The sequence below is a fragment of the Mucilaginibacter jinjuensis genome (assembly GCF_028596025.1).
GTDB classification, from domain to species: Bacteria; Bacteroidota; Bacteroidia; order Sphingobacteriales; family Sphingobacteriaceae; genus Mucilaginibacter; species Mucilaginibacter jinjuensis.
Genome location: NZ_CP117167.1, coordinates 3,731,305 through 3,754,345 on the forward strand (window position 1 = coordinate 3,731,305; position 23,041 = coordinate 3,754,345).

At 44.2% G+C, this 23,041-nt stretch carries 10 protein-coding genes; all 10 read right to left on the minus strand.

The genetic code is table 11. The annotated features are described in order from the left end of the window. Positions 1–2: 2 nt before the first annotated feature. The 10 genes from PQO05_RS16660 to PQO05_RS16705 all read right to left on the minus strand — a co-directional run bounded on the left by PQO05_RS16660 (position 3) and on the right by PQO05_RS16705 (position 23,036). Positions 3–1,694 carry a sodium:solute symporter family transporter gene (locus PQO05_RS16660; RefSeq protein WP_273628548.1) on the minus strand — a complete coding sequence of 564 codons (1,692 nt, stop codon included), beginning with the start codon at positions 1,692–1,694 and terminating at the stop codon, positions 3–5. A 42-nt stretch (positions 1,695–1,736) separates the two neighbouring features. Next, positions 1,737–3,089 carry an ATP-binding protein gene (locus PQO05_RS16665; RefSeq protein ID WP_273628549.1) on the minus strand — a complete coding sequence of 451 codons (1,353 nt, stop codon included), beginning with the start codon at positions 3,087–3,089 and terminating at the stop codon, positions 1,737–1,739. Between the two features lie 83 nt (positions 3,090–3,172). Further along, complete coding sequence (locus tag PQO05_RS16670) at positions 3,173–4,147, minus strand: eCIS core domain-containing protein (RefSeq protein ID WP_273628550.1); 975 nt, start codon at positions 4,145–4,147, stop codon at positions 3,173–3,175. Between the two features lie 16 nt (positions 4,148–4,163). Further along, on the minus strand, positions 4,164–9,773 hold the full coding sequence (locus tag PQO05_RS16675; RefSeq protein WP_273628551.1) for an eCIS core domain-containing protein: 5,610 nt from the start codon (positions 9,771–9,773) through the stop codon (positions 4,164–4,166). Between the two features lie 17 nt (positions 9,774–9,790). Continuing rightward, positions 9,791–11,359, minus strand: coding sequence for a contractile injection system tape measure protein (locus tag PQO05_RS16680; RefSeq protein WP_273628552.1), 1,569 nt, complete (start codon positions 11,357–11,359; stop codon positions 9,791–9,793). Then, complete coding sequence (locus tag PQO05_RS16685; RefSeq protein WP_273628553.1) at positions 11,360–15,436, minus strand: hypothetical protein; 4,077 nt, start codon at positions 15,434–15,436, stop codon at positions 11,360–11,362. A gap of 18 nt (positions 15,437–15,454) precedes the next feature. Continuing rightward, entirely contained in the window at positions 15,455–18,520 is a 3,066-nt protein-coding gene (locus PQO05_RS16690) for a hypothetical protein (protein ID WP_273628554.1), read from the minus strand. A 3-nt stretch (positions 18,521–18,523) separates the two neighbouring features. Continuing rightward, the gene (locus PQO05_RS16695; RefSeq protein ID WP_273628556.1) at positions 18,524–22,288 is read right to left on the minus strand and encodes a baseplate J/gp47 family protein; all 3,765 of its coding nucleotides are present in this window, start codon (positions 22,286–22,288) and stop codon (positions 18,524–18,526) included. Between the two features lie 4 nt (positions 22,289–22,292). After that, the gene (locus PQO05_RS16700) at positions 22,293–22,742 is read right to left on the minus strand and encodes a GPW/gp25 family protein (RefSeq protein WP_273628557.1); all 450 of its coding nucleotides are present in this window, start codon (positions 22,740–22,742) and stop codon (positions 22,293–22,295) included. Positions 22,743–22,745: 3 nt separating this feature from the next. After that, the gene (locus tag PQO05_RS16705) at positions 22,746–23,036 is read right to left on the minus strand and encodes a PAAR domain-containing protein (RefSeq protein ID WP_273628558.1); all 291 of its coding nucleotides are present in this window, start codon (positions 23,034–23,036) and stop codon (positions 22,746–22,748) included. Positions 23,037–23,041 lie beyond the last annotated feature (5 nt).

Consider the following 23,041-nt stretch of genomic DNA (forward strand, 5'->3'; position numbering starts at 1 on the left):
GCCTACCAATATCTTACATAAATAACAGAGAGCATCAACAAGATTACTGCGATCATTACAATAGATGACGTGTTTAACTTAAACATCGATTTGTTGATGCTGATGGCTTTCGCATTAATCTCCGGTCCGAATAAACTGATGCCGATCATCACCAAAAACGTGATCAGGAACGACCAGCTCAGCGAGATAAAGAAAGGTATTTCATACTGACCCGAAGCATTCGGAAATGCAGAATATAACCAGGTATTAGCACCAAACACACTCACCGCAAACTGATTAAAGAATACCGATACCGCAAAGCCGGTTAGTATACCAACTATAGCAGCTTCGGCAGTGGTACGTTTCCAGAACATTCCCAGCAAAAATGTAGCTATCACGCCCGGACTAACAAAGCTCGAATATTTCTGTACAAATGTATACCCGCCTGCCCCACCGATGCCTAAAACATCGTTCCAGGTAAAGGCAACAGCAATTACCAAACTGGCTATAATGGTAAGGCGGCCAGTCCACACCATGCGGCGTTCTGTGGCCGATGTTTTCAGGTATTTCTTGTAGACATCCAGCGTAAATATGGTAGCAATGCTATTAACCTTACCTGCAACTGATGCTACAATCGCAGCAGTTAAAACAGCTAAGGATAAACCCTTTAAGCCCGAAGGCAAAAACGATAAAATGGCCGAATAAGCACCATCTTTACTCCCGCCGCTTAACTGTGGCAAATTGCCATGCTTGTACAAAACATAAGCAACAATACCTGGCAACATTACAATTACGGGCATCAATATCTTTAACAGACTCGCGAATAAAATACCTGTACGGGCTGTTTTGATATTAGCACCTAAAGCGCGCTGGGTAATGTATTGATTACAGCCCCAATAATTTAGATTGCTAATCCACTGGCCCGATACATACATAGCAAAGCCAGGTAATATCAGATATTTGCTGATGGTTGCAGCCGAAGCTCCTGATACGGGCTTCTTGAAGATTAAATGAAAATGGTCTGGCGAATCTTGCATCAGCAGTTTAAATCCTGTTAAAGCATTCTGCCCGAAACCGAATTTGTCGCTTACAATGGTTAAAGAAAGATAGGTAATAGCCAATCCACCGATAATCAACACGCCCACCTGAATTACATCGGTATAACCCACAACCTGCATGCCACCCAACGCTATAATTACCCCGAAGATGGCCAGGGCTATCATAACTTCGTGAAAGTAACCGCCACCCAGCAAGCCATTGATAGCCAGTGCGCCGAGATATAAAATAGCCGTAAGGTTGATAAATACGTAAAGAAACAGCCAGAATATGGACATCACCAGCGCCACGCCACCGTTGTAGCGGTTCTGCAAAAACTGCGGCATAGTGAAAATCTTGTTTTTGATATACACCGGCATAAAAAACACAGCCACAATGATCAATGCGGCTGCCCCTACCCATTCGTACACGGCTACTGCTATCCCGGCAAAAAAGCCGTCGCCGCTCATACCGATAAATTGCTCGGCCGAAATGTTGGATGCAATGATTGATGCACCAATAGCCCACCAGGTTAACGAACCTTCGGCCAAAAAGAAGCTTTGCGAACTGGAATTGGTTTCTTTCTTTTTACGGTTGTAAATGAAGTAGCCATATATAGAAACTATGATAAAATAACCAAAGAAAACGAAAATATCCGCTGTAGAGATGTGATTCAGCATGCGCAGGGTTTATTTTCTCAAACGTAAGAAATAAATTGCATGCTATACCGATTTCTCTTCTTTCAAAAACTCTTTGCGGATACCGTTAATGAGATCGGTTTGAGTTAATGTGTCCGAATTACGGGAATAGCACTGCAGGGCAGAAAAATAAACCGCATTAAGTATAGAAGCACCAGAGAGCTCATACTTTGCCGATAGTTCATTGAGATTTACAGAACTGTCTACCTTCAAACTCTTAGGCATCGATTTTTGCCAAAGCGTATAACGCTCCTTCTGATTAGGCATTGGGAAGTGAATTACCGCATGGAAACGCCGGATAAAGGCATCATCCAAATTGTTTTTAAAGTTGGAAGCCAAAATGAGCAATCCCTTATAATCCTCAACTCTTTGTAATAAGTAGCTTACCTCCTGATTGGCATATTTATCGTGCGCGCTTTGTACGTTAGTACGTTTACCGAAAAGCGCATCCGCTTCATCAAAAAACAAGATCCAGTCTTTGGTTTCGGCTTTCTTGAAAACGTTTTCGAGATTCTTTTCTGTTTCGCCGATGAATTTGCTTACAATTTGTGAGAGGTCAATCCGGTACACCTCTTTATTAAACTGTCTGCCCAATAAAGCGGCCGTAAGCGTTTTACCTGTGCCTGACGGGCCGTAGAACAGCACCCGGTAACCCGGTTTTATCTTGCGTTTAAAGTTTTCGTCCTCATTTAATTTATCATGATGTGTAAGCCAGCTGCTAATATCATTTACCTGCTGCAAGGTTTGCGGGTGCAATACCACATCGTCCCAAAGCATGTGCGTGGTAATATTTTTGGCCGGAAAATCCAAACCAAAACGCGGCACCCATTCTTTGTTGAACAACAGCTTCTCTACCCATTCCTGCGACAAGATAATCCGTCCGCTCATCAGTGGCTCTCCTTCTCTGACTGGTTCCAGCCAAAGGATACCTTGTTTAAAAAATACATGCGCTTCCAAAAATAACTCCTGGATATGCAAGCGCTTCTCCAGATCATTACCCGCCAGTATAAACTGGATAGTTTCGCCGGTTGGCAGCATGCCGCGATGGTTGGTGCCTTTTGTGCCGCCAAACTCGGGCAGCTCCCCTCCGTTGGGGAAGTGTTCGTAGATAATAGATTCAAAGAAGTTGGGTTGCAGATGCGGCACAATGGTTAGCAATACCACCAGCCAGTCTTCGTCACTTAGTCCGATTACGTTTTGCTTCGTTTTGTAATCGAATAACTGCCGGTTATTCTCGTCCTTAATCCAGTCGTTCACATCAAAAGCAGTGCCGTTGCCCTGGCTTTCTATTCGTGCAATAACAAGCGAACGCAGGCCATCAAGCGCGGCTTGCATGGGAAATGCTAAACTGGTATGTTGTTTAATTGAGCGGATCACAACTTATAGTTGATTTTTATAAATTTAGTAAAACCTATTGATTAATAGCACATTTACTATCAAATCAAAAAGCTAATCTTTAACTATTTTTTCTTCTTTTCATTATCCGGCGATTTCTGCAATTCTGTGCTGTCACCATTCTGTACCACGTGCGTAAGCTCATGCGCTAACAGCTTTTTACCTTCGAGGCTATCGGGATTATATTGGCCCTCATTAAACACAATATGGTTATCTATCGCGTAAGCTTTGGCATTAACTTCTTTAGTAGATTCGGCTGCATCGACCCCGGTATGGATGTTTACGCTATCGAAATTGTAACCCATTCGGTCATAAAAAAACTGTGTAGTTTCTACAGGTAATTTGTTGCCGCCCGAGTTTAGTGTACCGATATATGCTGATGTAGTTAAAGTACCTGTGGCTGTCCCACCTGCTTCTGATAGGCGCAACTCGCTATCTTCTTCGCCATGTTTAACCGGCAAATTTCGGTTGTGCTCTTCTTCGTTTTCCTCAATCTCGATAGCACGCTTTATTTTTTTGTCGTCTTCTTTTTTGTCAGTAGCACGATGCAGCTTTTTCTCTTCTTCCTTATTATTTTTTTCTATCTCATGTTTTTTCTTTTTTTCCTCGTGTGCATGCCGTTTCTTTTCATCGGCAATGCGCTCGGCCTGGGTATGCATGTATTTGTTCTCGTCCTCCTTAGCAGTTGACCGGTGAACTTTTTTTTCATCATCTTTCTTGTCACCCATCTTATGGATTTTTTTCTCCTCATCTTTTTTATCAGCGGCTTTGTGGATTTTCTTTTCCTCTTCCTTTTTATCGGCCGCCTTGTGAATTTTCTTCTCGTCCTCTTTCTTATCAGTAGCGCGATGTACTTCATTATGCTCTTCCTCACAAGCATCGCATTTACGGTTTATCGTTGCCGATGGCTGAAAGAAGCTTGCATTTTGTGTATGATCTGCAAAGAAGGTTTGCTCTGCATTATTCTCCTTCTTAAAAAAACTACCATCGCGTGCTGTGCTTTTGCGGCGACGGATTATCCGGGTTGGTGAAGCTCTCATATTTTTCTGTGTTTAATTAACTATTAATATGTGTTTCAAATGCATCCTGTATAGCTGTTAGCCTTGCCTGTTCGGGGCTTGCTGCTTCCATATTAAAATTCATGTTATGGTCTCTTTTAAAATCTCTCCAAAGCATTGTTTTAGGTGCTGATGTAATTGCGGCCTGGGCGTTGTTGAAAATATTGGTTTTGTTGGTGTTCTGTTTGTTGTTAAAGGCAGTTTGCACCTCCGTGTTTGCCGTGTCTGCTATGTCATAAAATACCCTGTTTGCCTTAAAGCCTGTCCATGTTGTTACCTGGTCAGCTGGTAACGCGGTAACCAAAGCCAGTTCGACATTTTTATCCGCTTCGCGATGATGCGTTGCAAACAATGTGGTTATTGCCCCGGCAGTGCCCGCAGTTTCTAATACTTCCAAGCTCCTTTGGTTAATAACGGTTTTGTTTTTAAACTGGCTATAAGTTAAACTTGGTGTAGTACCCAGCTCTGTCGTAGCATTTGCAAGTAAAGTAGCAGCATCTAACATGGCCGCAACGGCAGGCGGCGAATCCGGATCTAAAACGTGATCTCGGGTTGCCCAGCCTGCAGCAAGGTTTGCACTGGCAGGGTCAATTTCCCAGTCTGTTCCTGTAGCGCCGGTTGCACCTGCCTTTTTACGCATTGTTTTTACATCAAACAAAAGCTGTGTCGGTAATAGCCCCTCTTCCGGAACATTTACCCGGTTAGGCTGACCGCCGAATACAGCCTCTACCCGGTAGTAAAGCACTTCCTTATTACCGATAACCCTGTTTTTAACTACAGTTTCTACATTGGTTTCCATTTGGGTATTAAATGGCCCCCTAATTGGCACCAGGTTCTCTTTTAAGCCACCCGAGCCATGTACATGGTGATTTAGCAAGTGGCCTTGTACATACGAACCTTGCCTTACTTTCACTTTCTCCCATAATTCGGTTGCACCCGAACTTGAAGGTTCGCTACCAGAATACGGACCAGGGTTAAAACTCAATGGCTGGGCTGTCATTACATGACCTACAGGGCCACCTAATACCGTGGCCGGAGCCCAATCAACATGGGTTGGCGGTACAATTTCATTGCCCCCAAATGCGGGGTCTTGCATTGCAGTTGATATTTCCGTTAAAAATCCCTGAATCTTCCGCCCGCGTTCCGCATTCATGGTTTCGGCCTTTTCTGTATTAATGGCTGCAATTTTTGCATCAATAATGGCAAACTGGGTAATAGCGGCCGGTGTTGTGTAACGGGCTTTCATGTTGGCTATATAATGCTCTAACGGAACCGGTGTCGACTCGATCATGAGCTGTTTATTGGCCGATTCATCAGAGAATTTTAAGGTATGATCTTCACCGTTCGGCAACCTGAATTGTTTGCGTATGCCTAACCATGTTAAAACACTGTTCACCGCATTGCGTCCCATATCCACCAAGCGCTCAACTATGGTTACCACCCGGTCAATCACCCAGGTTAAGCCAACATCAACCTTAGCCCTTACTATTTCAAGGGCATCTTTAAGCCGTTCGCTCAAGTTTAAACCGACCTGATTAGCCAGGAACCCGATTACGATAGGCACACCTCTGGCCAGCGAGCGTTCCAGAAAGTCGGCTGCTTTTTTGGTGTTGCCTTGCGCTATCTCCAGTGTTCCTTCTACAAACGAGTTCACAATCTCCAGCATTTGGCGCAGGTACCTGATGAACGATTGGATAGCCTTATAAATGGCAATGGCACTATTAATTACAGCCATAATCCCCGTTGGATCAAGCATGCTCAGTATCTTAGCCGTCACTTTGTTGATGATCTGATCCATCACAAAACTCTTTACGGCATCAAGCACCATCTCCCAAACATTACTCAGTTTTTCTTTGATCTTATCGGCTATTACGGCCATAAAACCGCGCTCCTGCACGTCTTTAATAAACTCGTATGCTTCGCCCACGGCGCTTGCCACCTGTTCGGCCCTGGCTATCATGGCTTTTATCCGGTCAACCTTTTCTTTGCCAATCCGGTCTTCCAGTTTCTTCCAAATTTTCTCCATGGTGATGTCGAGCACCACTAACAGCCACTTGATAATGCCCATGAGGGAGAAATCCGTAGGTATCGGGATACCCGCCGCCTCAACTTCGGATAAGAACCACGTTTTCAAGCCATTCCACAAATGCGTGAGGATGTTATTAAAGAACTGCATAAAGCCTTCCTTAATAGCCCGTAACAGGTTTTTGAGGAAGCCTATGGGATCGGCCTTAATCAATTCAATAGCCTGCATGGCCTTGGCTATGATATTATTGATGAGATCGAACGGAAAGTTCATCACGATCAGGATCGTCTCAATCACGATCTTGATGATCTCGAACACAAAGGCGATCAACCTGCCAATCGGCTCACCAAACTTAGCCAGAATGCGCTGGAAGGCATCTATTGGATGCACGAGATCATTGAGGCTGAACGAATTCCACAGATCGGTAAAGAGCTGGATAATGCTCTGCGGTGTCATATTGAGCCGCGCAACAGCAGCCGTTACCTTTTGGGCTGTGCGATCAATAGCGCCACTCTGTTTCAGCTGTTCAAACTGTTGTTCGCCACCATCCATCAGGCTCATAAAGCCTTTAATGAGGTTCTCTGTTGTTCGCGGCACATCCTGACCGGTAAACGGATCTTTGCCGATAATTACCGTTACCAGCGAATAGCCACGGACCGTTTTAGCCCAGTTGGCCAGCCGCACCATCAGCACTTCTTTAATAAAGCGCAGAATCGCTGCACCAACCTCCAGCACAAAGGCCAGCACCTTGCTTACCGGGGCAGCAAACTGATTGTAGATCATGGTGAACGTACCAACCGGATCCATCAGACTGCTGATAGATACATGATCCCAGATGTTTTTGAAGCCCTGTACTATCTGGTCGTAAGCGTCGCCAAATATGGCTATGCCGCGATCTATGTAGTCGGCCACCTTTTTAAAGGAGCCGGTGTCCTGCATTTGCTTGCGCTGTTCACGGCCCTCTTCGCCACCCAGCTCGAGCAAGGCGTTGAGGATATTGGTACCGTTACGCTCAACCTTTTGCTCGGTAATCGGGTCTTTACCCAAGATAACTGTGAGCAGCGGGTAAGCCGGGGTTTGCGTTTTGATGAAGTCGACGATCTTCGTCAGCAGGTAATCCTTCACCATTTTGAGCAGCTCGGCAGCTGCGCTGATGGCAAACGTTACAATCTTATCAATAAAGCCCAGCACAATGTTGGCACCATGACGCAGCACATCCAATGGCGACAACAGATCTGACGCACCCAGGTGGTTCCAGAACACATCGATTTGGTTGCTTACATCGGCAACTATACCGCTAACCGTTGCAATCTGCGTATCAATCCAGGCAGCAGCGGCATCGAGTTGATGGATCTCATCCAGTTTCCGATACAGTAGATCCCCCCCCGGCATTACATCAAATGCAGCCTGGATAAAGTTGCGACCGTTTTGCTCAATATGTTCGCCTGTGATAGGGTCTGAACCCAGGATGACGCCTAAGGCCCGGTAACCCGGGATATGCGATGCCACTTGCCTTGCTTTTTGCAAAGCGCATTTTTTGGCCTCATCCAGATCGATAGTGATACAATCTGTAACCGAACCAATGAAGTTCAGTGCATCATCAATAACATTGCGTTGTATACTGGTTTCAGTCTTTTGCTGTATTACCGGCGGGCCACGGCTATCTTCCGCAGCTTCTTCGTGTTTTTGTATGGATGGTGTGTGGTTAGTATTATCTACCGCAAAAGCAGAGCTATTTTCTATTGAAGACGCATTTTCTGCCAAAATAACCGGATCATTACTTACCGCTGATGCTTGCTCGAAACCCTCTCCTCCTTTTCTTTGCAAGGCATGCTCTGTGGTATTGCCAATATGTTTTTCATCCTGCTTTTCTTCTTCTTTAGCCTGGAGTTTTTCATCCCCTGTTTTGGTTTGCACAGGCGGTGTATATACTGGGTTGGCAGATGCATCAATGCTCCAGTTGCTTAGCTCTGATTTGGCTTGTACAAAATTTTCGGACTGTATTGGATCTGATTCGGTTTCATATTCAGCCTTGCGGTCTACGTTGAAGAGTTGTTTACGCAGTTCCTTCATAGTTTTAGGCTGAGGTGGCGCGCCTGCTGCTTCGCCGCTACCCAATTCGCCGGTTTTGTTTCTAATTGGGTCGAAGAAGGCCGTCCAGTTATTTAACGGATGGTCTTTGGTTTGGATTTGTGCCCCGAGGTTATCTTCGCCCGATGTATTGCCATTTACTGTGGTAACGGTACCGCCACTAACTTTTTCAACCAATGCAAAATGTGAGAAAGCATTGCGATAGGCAATATCACCCGGTTGCGGTGCAGAGCCCGGCGGACGGGCGCTGTCCAGTTTAATGTTCTGGCCACCCAGTTGCCACTTAGGCATCGGTACGCCGCCCTTATTCAGGGCCCAGAAAACAAAGATGCCGCACCAGCTCGGCATGGCATCGCGCATTTCGGTATTGGCTGCACTTGGCCTGTCCTGGTTGGGTTTCATACCCATTGCCTTGTTGCGCTTTTTAATATTTTCTTCGGGTACGGTACCTGGTGCGGCCGCACCTCCGGCAAGTACAATCCGTTCTGCGCCAAATGTGGTTTTAAAGAATTCGAGCAGGCGCTGCCAGCCCACACGGAAACCATCGTCGCCATCTTTGTTGGCGTTTACCTTGCCTTCTTCGGCCTTGGCTTTAGCGATGGCGTTGTTAAGTTGTGGAATAGATGCTGCACCATCGGCAGCACGCTGGATCATGGGTTTACGCGCAATGGTACTGTTGCTGTTAGTTTTAACGGCACCTTGTTGTATGGTATGCGTAAGCTCGTGCGCCAGTAATTGGCCGCCCGATACGGTATGCGGCGAATACTTGCCGCTGTTGAAATAAATGTTGTTGCCATGCGTAAAAGCCTGGGCATTAATATCCCTGCTCAGCGTCTCAGCTGTGCTGCCGGTGTGGATACGCACATCGCCGAAGTTGGCATTAAAGCGGCCTTCCATAAACGAGCGGGTCGAATCGGGCAAAGCGCTGCCACTTCCATTGGAATTACTTAAACTACTCTCGAAATTGCCGGTGCTTTGCGGGGGTGCGCGGCCGCTGCGCTGGATATTAATATTGTTGGCTCTGCATTGCACTGTTGAATCGCAACCGGCACCTGCACTTACTGTTTCGTAATTTGAGTCTTCGCTTCGCTGAATAATAGCTGATAGCTTGGGTTGAACTGTAGCGTCATCTTTTTTACGCTGCAATGCTGTAATTTGAGGTGATTGTAGTTTAGGCTGCACAACCTCTTCCTGCTGTTCTTCTTCTTTTAGTTGAACTTTCTCTGGCTCATCTTTTGGGGTGGATGCAGCTACCGGCTCGGGCATACTCATTACAGATTCGGCCACATGGTCGGCTTCTTTCTCATACGGGTCATCGGGTTGACTAACCGTTAACTTAGCCTGTACAGATGGAGAGAAAAAGGATGGCTTCTGCTCTTTACTATTACCGAAAAAACTATCCTCACCAGCCTTACGAAAAAACGTACCCGGGCCATCTTGCTTGCGGGCAACATGGGTAGGCTTAACCGTTTTTTCGGCAGTTGAATGCATCGTTTGTTTAGCTTAATCTAAATCCATTCTACATGTAAAATATGTGGCATACAGGGCAGCTTAACCACGCTAATTCCCCATGGCAAATGAGCCAGCAACATATCGAAAGATTGCTCCTGTACCTTCAGGTTCCACTTATCATCTTCGAACATCAACCGGCCTTCGCGCTGTAAGAAATTTCCACGCAAACCGTCTGGTGAAGTATTCTTTAATACCGACCAATGTTCTATCACAGCAGCAAGTAAATCGTCAGCTTCCTGCTTTTCTTTACCGGTAATTTTTACGGGTTCAAAAAAGGTTTCTAAAGCTTCGCCGCATAGCACCTTGTTCAACACAATATCAAATTCATCAAATGCTAAACTTCCAGTTGAGAGGTAGTTTAGAAGGGTAATTGCTTTGGCCGGATTGGTGATTTTTCCCTCCTCAACCAGTTCCAATTTCTTAAAAAACGTATTTAAGAATGGCGCGAGTATAACAAGGCCGGCATTGTTGATGTATATTAAATGATTTTCTGAGACAAACTCTATATTATTTTGAATATCAATATTTTCATTTTTAATACTAAACTTTAGTTTAGCCATTATTTCAGATAAAATATCTTCATTATCTGTGTTTTGAATTACATTTTGATCTGATAAATAGCCTTTTTTATGTTGATCTACACGCACCTGCTTCTTGTCTGATACGGCTTTCCTTTTATTATCAGGCAACGATAAATCCCTAATCGCTTTCCAGGCAATTTGCAGGCTTTTGTGCTCAGGTGCTTTAATGTCATCTACAGACCTCCTACTTTCTATTAAAGCCGGAATGAAAAGGTGTTTTGCGCTGATTAGATAAGCCGAAAACGATTTAATTGCATCTGATAAATTATCAAATGCTACTATTGATTGCATCAAAACACGTTTCAACACCGGTGTAATGATGCCCGGTTGATATACTTTACCGGCAATTTCAAAAAAGTATTGAAGATCAGCAATGAGCGAAGGATCGTCTTTAGTAATCAGTTGGATAAGTTGCCAATATATTTTATTATTAACTGATATATAATTATTTAATCTATATAAAATAAACTGTTGCTTTAATATAGATTTAAGTAATTTGGTCTGATTCTGACTTAAAACCAATCCCGAATCGAGATTTTGCTGAAAGGTCTCCTTCCATTCAGCTTCCGTTTTTATAGTGCTCCACCAAGGCAAGTAACCATTCTGTAATACAAACATGAACAAACCGATAAAACGCTCTTGATTTTCTACCGTTCCATCCCCGCGAATATCATCGATAACTGGAGGGGCGATAGGTTTGGCCGATACAATGCGACTGAGTTCTTTTTCAATCTGGGCGAGAATACTTGCCGAGAAATTGCTGTCGAAATCATCCCATTGCAGGTTATCTATCTCAACCTCCAGCTTATCAATTTTTATCCATTCATATAGGCCATATCTATCCATCAATTGCTCCAGTTGGGGCATCAACTGTTTGTTCACCAAATCATCCGTTTGGCGCTGTAAATTAAGGCCATCAACCTGCCCATTTACAGTTAATTCAAGCGTTTGTTTTTGGATGATATGTGAACCCTGTATTGCCAATTACTTTCCTCCCCAACTGCCAAGCAGATTATTAATTGCGTTAAAATAGACAGGGGTATCCGGTTGACTTATCCTTTCTACCTCCTGCTTTAAATCAACCTGCACGTTGTTCAGCACGTTGGCATGATCGTCGTCATCACTTCCTCCATACATCTTCACATAAGCGGACAACTGCCTGCCGATAGTATCGAGCGCGGCCTGCATGTCTATTTTTTCCTTGCCCAAATCTTCTGGCTGTATGCAGCTTATATACAGTGTAATATCTGTTAGATAGCGAAATAATGTGATAGCCTGCACGCTTATATTGCTGCTCTGTATCAATCCGTCAAGTGCCCTTATCCATTGGGGCAGCAGATCAGCCAAACCCAGATTATTAAATGTAAAACCGGTAAAAAATTTCTGCTGCACGCTTGCCGATTTACCCGCAATTTGATTCTTATCTATCTGCGCGAAAAGGTCACTGATGCCTGCATAAGACGGATAAGTTTTCGCGTTCTTCAGCGGTATGGTTCTTTCATCGGCATCAAAGGTTTGGTAAGTCTTAACCAGGTCTGCCAGGGACAGACATTTGATCTTTGTTGGATCAACCGGTGGCGTAGTTTGTATAACTACCGATTGGCTGACCGGGGCCGATGTACAAGGCCCATTAGTAACCGTAAGGGTTGCTGTATAATTACCATCACCGCTAAAGGTGACAGAAGGGTTTTCATCCGGATACGCTGTTCCATTAATATTCCAGCTAAAGCCATCGCTAAAGGCCGAAGTATTATTAAACTGGATAACCAGCGGAGTTGACGGGTTAGGCGTAAATGTGAAAGATGCTATCGGCATAGCATAAATAGTTACCACGGTTGTGGCTGTTTTATTATTGGCAGTGTAAGTGATAGTGATATCTTTTTTAGCTGCCCCATCGTCAATTTTCACCGCTGACGGTATGAATAAATTATTGGTTACCCCCTCGCCTGTAACCTGCCCCCCTGTTGGTGTAACTGTAAATTTGTAGCCTGTGGTATCGTTAATACAGTAAGCAACAGGCTCGATGGTAATAGTTGGATCTGGTACCACAACCGGTGGCGGCGCTGGCGTATTGATAATAAAGTTTACAGGTGGACAATCTGAATAACAGAGATACGGCAAATAAAAATCGGCTATAACGGTACCATCGGCAATATCGGTAATTATATCATCGAGGTTTTGGGTAGCAATCGGAGGTAAAACAATTGGCGTTAACAGGCCTTCGATGGTATTTTTAAATGTGCCGGTAAAAATGCTGCTTAAACCAGTGCGTTGCAGATTTATTGTAGCCTCCTGGATACCCAATTTTGCAGGGTCTGTGGCTACAGGCGCACTGGCCTCCACTGTGCCTTCAATATCCGAAGTAGTATCTGCTGCACGCATTTTCATTTTTGGTGTCAACTTGGGTGCTGGTGTTTCTTCTTTGGCTGTCACAGCACCTTTCTTAGTGGCAATCGCACCCAGGTTGAGGTTGGTATCAGTCATCACAATACCACCCTTGTCTTTTAATCCGGCAACAATACCGCTGCCTACCCTGCCAGTTTGTGTTAGCTTATCTATATCGCTTAGTGAAAAGCCTGTTGTTAAGGTTGCACCTGTTGTAGGGTTAGTCGCTGTAGTATCAGCAGTAGTCTGCTCGTGGTAAACAATAATAAAAGTACCACCCACAGTTACCCCTGCTTTGTGCGATATACCGGGATGCTTGGTTATAAAATAACCGAAGCGTTGCAGCATCAGCACATTCAACCAGCGGGATATATAATCTTTATACAAGGCATCAAACTGCGGTTTTTTGCACATGTACGTCAAATCGTCAATATGATCCACCAGATCTTCCTGTTGCATGGTATCCGCATCGGCTGCGCCGGGCGTAACAACCCCGGCTGCATTAGTAGTCGAAGCCATGGTATTGTCCAGATCGCCCTGTACAATACTTTTCACCTCGTTGGCCACTTTCATAAAATCATCATAGCGGGTATCGAAAACATTGATATCGAAGTCGGTTAAATCTGGCGTCAGTGCTTCATATAGTTTCTCCATGTGATATAGCAGGGCAAAACCTGTGGTATTGTTATTCTGCGGGGCGCGTACAAACCTTTGATCTCCTATATCGGCTATGTTGAAATAGTTAAAGGTCCCTAAGAAAACGTCGGCGCTGATGTAGGCCTGGTTCTTAATCGTTGCATAATAATTCTCGAACAAATGCCCGAATGAGTCAGGCACGAAACGAAATGCCGCATCATTATCTTTAAGTAAAGGCACCTGCGGTACGGTAGATGCCGGTGCAGGAAGCTTAGAATTACCATCCTGGTTATAGAGATATTCCATTTCCATACAAAGCTTGGTAATCAACTCGGCAGATAGGGCATCGTACAATGCCTCCATATCCTGAAACTGGCAGGTTACATCGTCAGGATCAATATTTAAACTATCAGCCAAGCCAGCGGCCGAATTTGTGGTTGTTAAATTGTTGATCTGCTGTTTAAGCTGATTGATATCACCGCTTAACGCTAAAATTTGGAATGGCAAACGGTTTTGATTTTTTAAATCCTGAATGCTTTGCAAAGCAGTCGTATATGGCATGCCGATGTGGCCTTCTATTCGCAGAAAGTTGTATTCTTCCAGGTCATACGATAAGGGTGCTCTTACAAAATCATCGGCAGCATTATACTCAATGGCATGGTACGATAAATTCTGACTTTGTTTATTGTAAAGCGTTTTGCCATAGTTCCAATAAGTGTATAGCTGTTCTGGCCCGTCGGTTACATTATAATAGTACGGTATGGCCTTTTTAGACAACGGCACTTCACCGAACTTGCTTGGTGTGATGCGGATAACCGGACCTTTACTTCTCAATAGAATTTTAGTATCAAAGAATCGCCTCGGCGGAATAGTTACTTGTGTTTGAGGTGTTATGGTGAACTTCTCGAGCAGTAAAACGATGCGGGTAAACAGCGACCGCAACTCGGTTAATGTACTGCTGCAACAACCCTGTAATATGGGCGAAGAGACAAAGTAATTTCGATAAGTCAACTTATCCGGACTTGCCGAGGTAATAGCCAGCGATAACAATAAATGTCGCGGGAACAGATCATCAGTAGAGCAGCAGTCGCTTATTACATGTATGCCGGTTTTGCGAAACTCATCATAAGCCAGTAAAACATCCGAAAACAGGTCGTAGAAATACTGAATGCTGGTTAGTTGGTCGCTTGTGAGATCATTGGTGTGCAAAAAGGCAAATGAATCGGCCAGTCCTGCAAAAGGGTTATCGGGATAAATATCAATAACCAATGGCGAAAAGGTGGTGTACAGGTTATTGAGCGTAGTTTCTAAACTGCTTAGAAATGCTGTACTGAGTACATTTAAATAAGCCAGAAAGATTGCTGATGCAGTTGATAAGGTAGAAGCCGGAATATCGACCCTCTTCATCCTGATCTCAGCCAGGCTTACATAATTATTATTGGCCGATACAAGCGTTGGTTTCTTACTTGTTTTAGGGGCTGAGAGATCAACCGGGGCAACATCGCCCAATAAATCGGCATTGGCCTGATCTATCAGCATGGGCACGAAATTTACGGTGGCGTTAACACCTTTGTCGTCACACGAATCTGGGTTACAGTTTTTGGCTCCGACTTCCAGTATCTCAACAAAAATGAGTACCACTTTGGCGTTCAGATTTAAACTGCTTAAGGCGATAGTATCTTCTTCGGCGGCATCCTGTTTTAGGGCATATAAGGTGTAGGGTTGCTTTCCTTCACCATTGATGAAACGATCGTATTGCAACTGTTGTGTGGCATCATAAAGCTTATAATATGTATAAGTAACCTCGGGAACCGAAACCAAATAACCCTCTGATGTTATGCCACAACCTTTGCTAATGGTAATTGATTTGCCATCGGCACTGGTTGTTACTTCTAAACCACATACTATGCCCATCCCTATCAGGTTTGTCCTGGTAAGGCGACCTTGTTCTTCCAGGTAGCCAAACAGATCGTTCAGGTTATCTGAAGTAAGCATTTGGTCGGGCTGAAATACCGGGTAGTTATCATTTGATGGTAGCATAACAGATTCTTTAAAAGGTTAAACGATGGTTTGGTTCAGGTATACACGATTTTCATCATTACCATCTACACAATCGTGTAAATAAGCTTTAGGGTATACACTTTTAAGGGTTATAAATTCATTAATCAGGTCGTTCAGTTTTTGGCTGAGTAATATTTTATCGGGTTCGGTTTTAGCCAGCTCTGTTAACCAGGCGCAGTATACACCTTGAAATACAGCCATCTGATCATTACTCACCCAGCAAATTTTTAGCGCCAGATGCGCAGGCACTTCCTGCCTGATGGTACTTTCGGCAAAGCGCCTGAATATAATGCCAGAATTGGCTATCCCGGCCTCGCCATTCATGATAATGGTAAGGCGGAATGAGTATGGGTCTTCCTCGCCACACAAATCGCAATTAGCGGCCACACATACGGGTAACAAAGGATCGCCGTTGGGGATATCCGCATCTGGTACATTACGCGGCCTCAACAGCAGGTGCTCTACCACGTAAACCTTTTCGGCATAAATGATGGTGCTTGCATAATCAATAATTTGTTGTCGAGCTGCTTTGGCGGCATCTTCGGTAATAAAGCCTTGTTTGCGCGTGGCGATGATCTCGCCTGTCGGGTCGGTTAAATCCACGGTCCAGACCTTGTTTTTCTTGATGGTGTAGCGGCTTTCATCCAGGATATATTTAATTACCTGTTGTATTTCAAGCTCGGCTTTGGCATTGGCAGTTTCTATATCTTCGTTTACATAATGGGTGCTTCCGCTGATGTAAATCTTTCCTTTATGATCCACCAGCCGCCAGCGGCGTTCGTAAACAATGCCGTCGGTATCAACTTCTTCGTATAATTTAAAATGATCGCTTATTTGCTTAAAGCCCAGCAGGCGCGCTATCCGTGTTTGTAAACCGGCAACGTTGGCATCACTGCATACATTTGCGGCATCTTTATAATTAAAAGCCCGTGCCCGGTTGCTGCCCATTAAAGGCAAGGCTTCCATAAAGCTGATCTTGTCATTAATTAGCTCCTCATCTGCCACCTTTTTGGTATCGCTATAATTGTACAGCATTAAAGCATAATCGGTAAACTGTTCGCCGAAGCGGGCCATTAAGTGATCTAAGAAGCGGTTCCGGCGATCAAGAAAGGTTTCCTGATCCTCTACCAATGCATCAAGATCAGATTGCCCAACCGGGTTACCATTAACCTTACCAAACAATGCGTTTACATCACTGATATTACCGCCTGTTAAAAACTCCGTAAAATAGGTGCGTGAGATGGTGGTATCCAGCGAGAACAGATCTTTGATATGGCTTAACTGCTGCAGGTAATTAACCAGTATCTGCTCGTAAACCATCAGATAAGCCTTTAACTGTCGGGCTTGCGCCTGGCGTAGGTCTGAGGCATTACGCGGTAAACCTTCAAAGCCAACTCCGTAAGTAAGCGGCAATGTGTTTTGAACCGCCTGGTATTCATCCAACTGGTAGTAAGTACCCACAGGCACGGGCAAATCATTATCTATGATGGAATATTGCGGCTGTGCATTTGCCCCGATGATTACCTGCAGTGTATCGGCCAGTTCTTCAGCATCAGGTAAAAAGGGTAAGCCATTCTTAAACACTAAGAATTTGGAAGCTTCGAGGTACAATCGGGGTTGCATATTGGTTGTAACATTCAACGTCCAGGGTTCGCTTTCAACCAGTTTGCCGATTGCATTGTATCGCGTAAGCACTAAATTCCGAATCGCAACCACACCGGGGATATCCATCAACAGGTTAATGATATCCGATGTATGTAATACTGTTTTAAGCTGTGTGCTATCTAACTGATCATTATCTATAAAACCATTATCCAGTTGCGGGCCGTCAAAAATATCGTCGACGGTTTTACCATTGTTCAGCAATTCAGCCAAAGAGTAAAACTTAATATCCGGACTAAAATATTGATCAATCAAGTAATAAGCCTGCGCCAGTACCTTCTCAATATCAGCATCAGTAGTCACCTCCATATCGGCACAAATACCTATATCTTCAACCTGTATAGCGTTGATAGAGCAGAAATCTTCGCACAGGTTGCGGTGCTGTTGTAAGGTATACCGGGTGGTGTCCATTACCGCAGCAGCCGTTTTAATTTTATCGAGATATTTGGCTAATATTCCGCTCGAAGTTGCATCTTCAATAGCCAATGCCAAATCATTTACCTTGAGTAGTTTACGGTCGCTATCGCTTTGAAACCATACCGTAAACGGCACATAGTCCAGCTCTAAAGTTTCAGTTGTGCTGAGGTCACTTTTATCTGGTGCGAAAGTCACAATCAATGTGGCGAACATCGGCTGCCTCAACGCTTTCCAGAAAACATCGCCATCAGTTATATTGGCTGGCTGGGTATTATTACCAGTGATATAACTCACGCCCACCTGAGTAACCTGGCTTAAGGGATTAATGAATAATTTGTATTGCGCACTATTAGCGTTAATAGTTTGCCAGCTTGGCAAACGCATTTCTATAGTGGCGGTTACCACCTGCGTGCTTACGTCCGATTGCAGGTAGTTGAAATTGTATTTAATCTTGCCGCTGTTCAGGTCGCCAATGGCTTCTTCGTCTTCAAACTCAACCCATACATCATAAAACCCTTTAATGTTGATAAGGTGCCCGGTTGGCGGATTGTATTGCAGGATACTTTTTTTGCAATTGGCATACAGCGCCATGTTATTGCAACTTTGGCCATCATCTTTACAGGCCAGCCAGGCGTTTTTAATGCCTTTTATGTCGATGAGTAACTTACGGTAGTCGGCAATTGTCCAGGGGTTTACGGTTAAAATGTTACGGGCTGTAAACAATGCTTGTTTATCGAAGTTCGGTTTTACACCAATGGGGCTGGCCAGTAAATCTTTAATATCAAAAGCGGTGCGATAACCCAGATCCGTAATAGCGTAACAAAGCGCCTCGAGCAGGGTAATACCTGGGTCGTGGATGTTGTAATCAGTCCATAGCTTACTGCCTAGTTCTTCAATATAGGCCATCCCCATACTGCGCAGCAAGTTGTAGTCCTGACTGGCAGACGTTTGCGGATTCTTAGGTATGGTAATATTATCGGCCATTGCTTAAAGATTTAGCTTTATTAAGTTCTTTATGAATGAGAAGGCTATCGGCACTATTTCTGTTATGTCATGCTTTGATGGCGATGCCGAAACCAGTATAGATTTTGCTGTTGAAGCTATGATCTCATCCTGATCTGCGCTCTCCGGTGCACCATCCGTCACACGCTGATACATTGCTACATTGGTTACGTAATCAACATAAGGTCGTTCTTCAATAAAATTGATGAGGACTGATTTGTAAACCTTGCCGCCAAAATCAATTTCGGCATTGCTGTTGTACGACCATGGCGTTAAAAAGCGCGTAATTTCCTGCTGCAGCTGATCGTGGTAATAACTGAATTCGTAACCATCAAAAAATTTGACGTTAAATTTCAGCCTCACCTCTTCAAACTGTGGTTGCCTCGCAGTCAGCTTTACATGGCAGGATACTTTGGTTTTCAGGAAAGCTTCAATATCTGTCAGCACATTCTGATTGGTGTATGGGCGCAGCGGGTTGGCATCATTTCGGTTATTTAAGTCGGGAATAGTGATGATGGTAATATGGCCCGGCGCTACCTCGTTGTAATTGTTGCCGATGTAACTGGTATGGTTAAGGCATTTCACCTTTTGTATAGACGGGAAAGCCTGCAATATCAAATGCTCATAATCCCATATAGTAATAGCTCTGTCCTTATGTCTTAAGCGCTCGCTCACCCGCACATAATATTGCTGATTGTTTTCTACCGGTTTGCCACCGAACGAAGTATAAGGCTGTGTTACCTTTTTAACAGCAGCGTCGGCCACAACCAGTTTACTGATGGTTTGCGCAGGCAGCACGTTATTCATAAAATCGGGCGCATTGTTGTTTGGCTGATAAATAACTACGGCAGCTTGCGTATCAACCGAAATTATTTTGCAAACAGCATCGGTTTCTGTGGTTACAGCTGCCCTTATCCACAGCAAACCTGCGGGTAATAAAGTATTATCAGTACTGGCATCGGCAGGTAAGATAAAAGAAATAATGCCCGATTGGATCAATTGTAAAGTGGCATCACTTACCTGCGTTTTGCTAAAATCTTCCCATTTGTTATTGCTGAGGTAGCTCCAGGTTACATGGTTATCCGGCTTTTCTTCCAGCGGATCGGTTGTCCCTTCCAGCACCTGGAATAAAATGGACACGCTTTGGCCGCCGATAATATTTTGTATGCCAATGTAGAATTCGCCTATGTTTTCGGTTTTCGCGGTCGATTTAAATTGAGGCAATAGCGCAACTGTTGAACTGCCGCTTAAAAAGCTATGCTGCTCTGCCTGGCCAAAAGGATAAAGGTGAAAAAATTGCAAATCACGGGCATCGAAGCTAGCTTCAGTAGCGGTAGTAACATTAGAAATAGCATGCGCCTTATAATGCAGCGTTAGTGCTTGAATTAGCGGTGTGTAAGGTTTTACCGGAGCAGCATCATTAGTAGGTGTTTTTGCCTGGGTAATTAAATATTTGGTATATGCTGCCTGGTATTCGTCGTGCCCGAATGTATCGGTAAGCATCAGTTTAATAAAGCCATTATTGGCAGTAATGGTATAAGGCAGGTAGATATCTTCATAGTCCGCAAAAACACCATCGTTTGGACTCATTAAATTAACGGGGATAGTTAGTACACTCGGGTTCGACGTAGTGCCAATTACACTTCCATATAGCTTATATTGAATATAATCGGCCAGGATGCCCACATTAGTAGTTACCTGCTCCCATACGCCTTTGTTGAGAGCCAGTATGTTTACCTTGGGGTTTAGGTCTGTAAAAACGTCTACTACATGAGCATAATCAACCGTTGTACCATCCGAAAAATCAATATCCTTAGCAGATGCCGGTAAATTTTTCCACTCTACCTGCAACTGTAATTGCGCATCTTTCTTTTTAAAAACCTCTTCGTTACCAATAATCATGGTATCGCCTTGTTTAGGCGCAGTGCCGAATGGCACAAAAGGCTTAGATGGGTCGAGTACGCCGTTATCGCCAAACAACATCAGATTTTTAATGCCGGTGGTGATCGAGTCATCGCTTTTTAAACCAACCTTTGTTTCTACCTCTACCGTGGTGATATTAATATCTTTTAGCAGATCATAAGGGTATTGAACAGCATTATCATTATTGAGATACACCTTTAAAACAGGTACATCCACATTAAATGTACCGCCATGCACTTTAGCAACATAAGCCACAATCGCCGGTGCATCGCCGGGAATGGTGAATGAAAGCGTGGTTGCCGGAGTAGTTGTACCATCTATAACTCCCCCATTTGCCCAACTTGGCGAAACAGCATTGTACCAGCCTTTTGCAGTAGTAAGGCTTACGCTTATATTATTGATTGCAGTTATCTGGGCAGATGTTAAGGCCGGTGCAAATTTTACATTCACCAATCGTTTGCCTTCCGCCAACGACAAATAGTGTGAGGCTATCGCGAAGCCAATATTAGCTGTAGGGATATTGATTGATGTTAGCGTGCCATCTGAAAATGTTTTGCCTGCAAAAGGCTGCCACTCATTATTAGCCGAAGTCAATTTAGCCCCCAAACCATCTGCCGAATTGATAACTGGTGCGGCAAATAAACGGCCATTGTTATTAACGGTACCTATCTGGTCAGCGGTGTTGCCTTTGTAAACACTCATTAAACCCGCTATCTGTGCTTTGTTAAAGAGCGTATCTTTAGTAAGTGCGTAGGCTACATCTTTGCCCAAACTATCTTTCCCTGCTTTAAACAAAGCACCCGCGCTTAGCTGGTAGGCATCAACCTGGTTGGCCAATTGAACCAATATATGTGCCTGATTTAGTGTAGCTGCTTGCGGACTGAGTTGTAAAACTTCTTTATAATAGAAATCGAGGTGCCTTTGGGTAAGGGTATTCGCATCGTCCTGTGCATTTTTATATAAACGAAGAAAGGTTAAAAACAAAGCGTAATGAGCAGGGTGACTATTCCAGTTAGACAAGGTTTGAAGCAAGGTGGTTTGCGCACTATTGAACAGCTTAGACAAAGCCATCAAAAACTGATCGAACAAGCCCGAAAACAAATTATGATTAGCCGCATGCATCAATTTGCGCGATGATCCCCAGGTTAAATCACCATAAATACTGGTATCAACTGGTAAATGATGATAGAAATCGTGCAGAGATGCTGCGCCATTCAACCACAGCGGTGAAAGGTTCTGGCCTATTAATGTGGTAACTTTTAGCACTGGTCGGTTAAGTACCAGCCAGTCTGGGTTATCAACTTCTTTAATTAAGTGCTGTTGTTTGGCGCCTTTATAATCTGCTAATAGTTTTTGCAGGGCCAATTGCAGTTTCCCGGTGATTTGGTTTTGAATCAGCGTTTTCACATCATTCCCATCTGGCAATTGCTGCAAATAATAATCGAGCGAACCGGCCAGTGTGATAATGGCCGCTGTCAGGCTGCTAAAGGCTTCTTTTTTGGGGTTGATCCCGTAAACCGAATCTTCACTTTTCAGGATCTTGAATTGTTCGGCAATGGCTAATTTGTAATCATCAATTTTCTGGATAGCGATTGAACCAAGTACTGCAGAAATATCGCTTGCGAAGAATGGTTGCCAGGTTGCAACAGCTGTATTCGTGTTATCATAGTAATTGAGCCAGGCCGAAAACTTGTTGGCAAAAACAATCCAATCGGCATACTGCCGCTCGTCAACATTGATATAACCATTTTGCAATGCACTGGCTATACGTTGCTGCTGACTAAGTCCGCTGCGCACTAATGGATTTTTTTTGTCGCTGCAAGCCATAATTTTACAGGGCTACCAGGTTATTAGTTGTTATAATTTGTATCTCCGTACCCTCATTAATATAATATGGGTACACAAAATTGAATCGTGAATTGGTTGACCGTACCACGTATTCGATACTCACCAGTACAATGCCTTCCAGTTCGTCATCAACATTCAGTTCTATCTTCTTGGCATCTATTCTTGGTTCGAAGTAGAGGATGGCCGTTTGGATCTTATCAATAATGATGGTCTGCGTGGTGGTGTCCAGCGATTCAAAAACCAACTGATCCATATTGCAGCCGTATTTGGGTTCCATAACCCGTTCGCCCACTTTGGTCGAGAGCAGGATCTGGAGGCTCTTCTCAATGTCATCCATTTTCTCGGTCATAGCCACATCCTGCTGTACCAGGTTAAATGTTGGTGGAAAGCTCCATCCCCGGCCTATAAAATCGTTGGTTATTTCGCCTGCCATAATTTATCCTCCTATCATTACTGTGGGTGCGCCTAAAACTATGGTGCCTCCGTGTGCTGTTGCATCGCCCATGCGTGCTGCGGGCATGCCACTTATCAATACTGTTGATGAACCCTGGATTATACTATCCGGCGGACCGGCACATGTCAATAAATCGCCAACCTTTGCTGCGGGCATCCCTGCTATTAAAACCGTTGGTGTACCCGGTGGTAAAATTGGCCCGCCTACGTGCGGCACCGGCCCGGTTGACATCGGGCAGACATGCATATCTCCTACTCGTGCTGCTGGTGGCATATCGT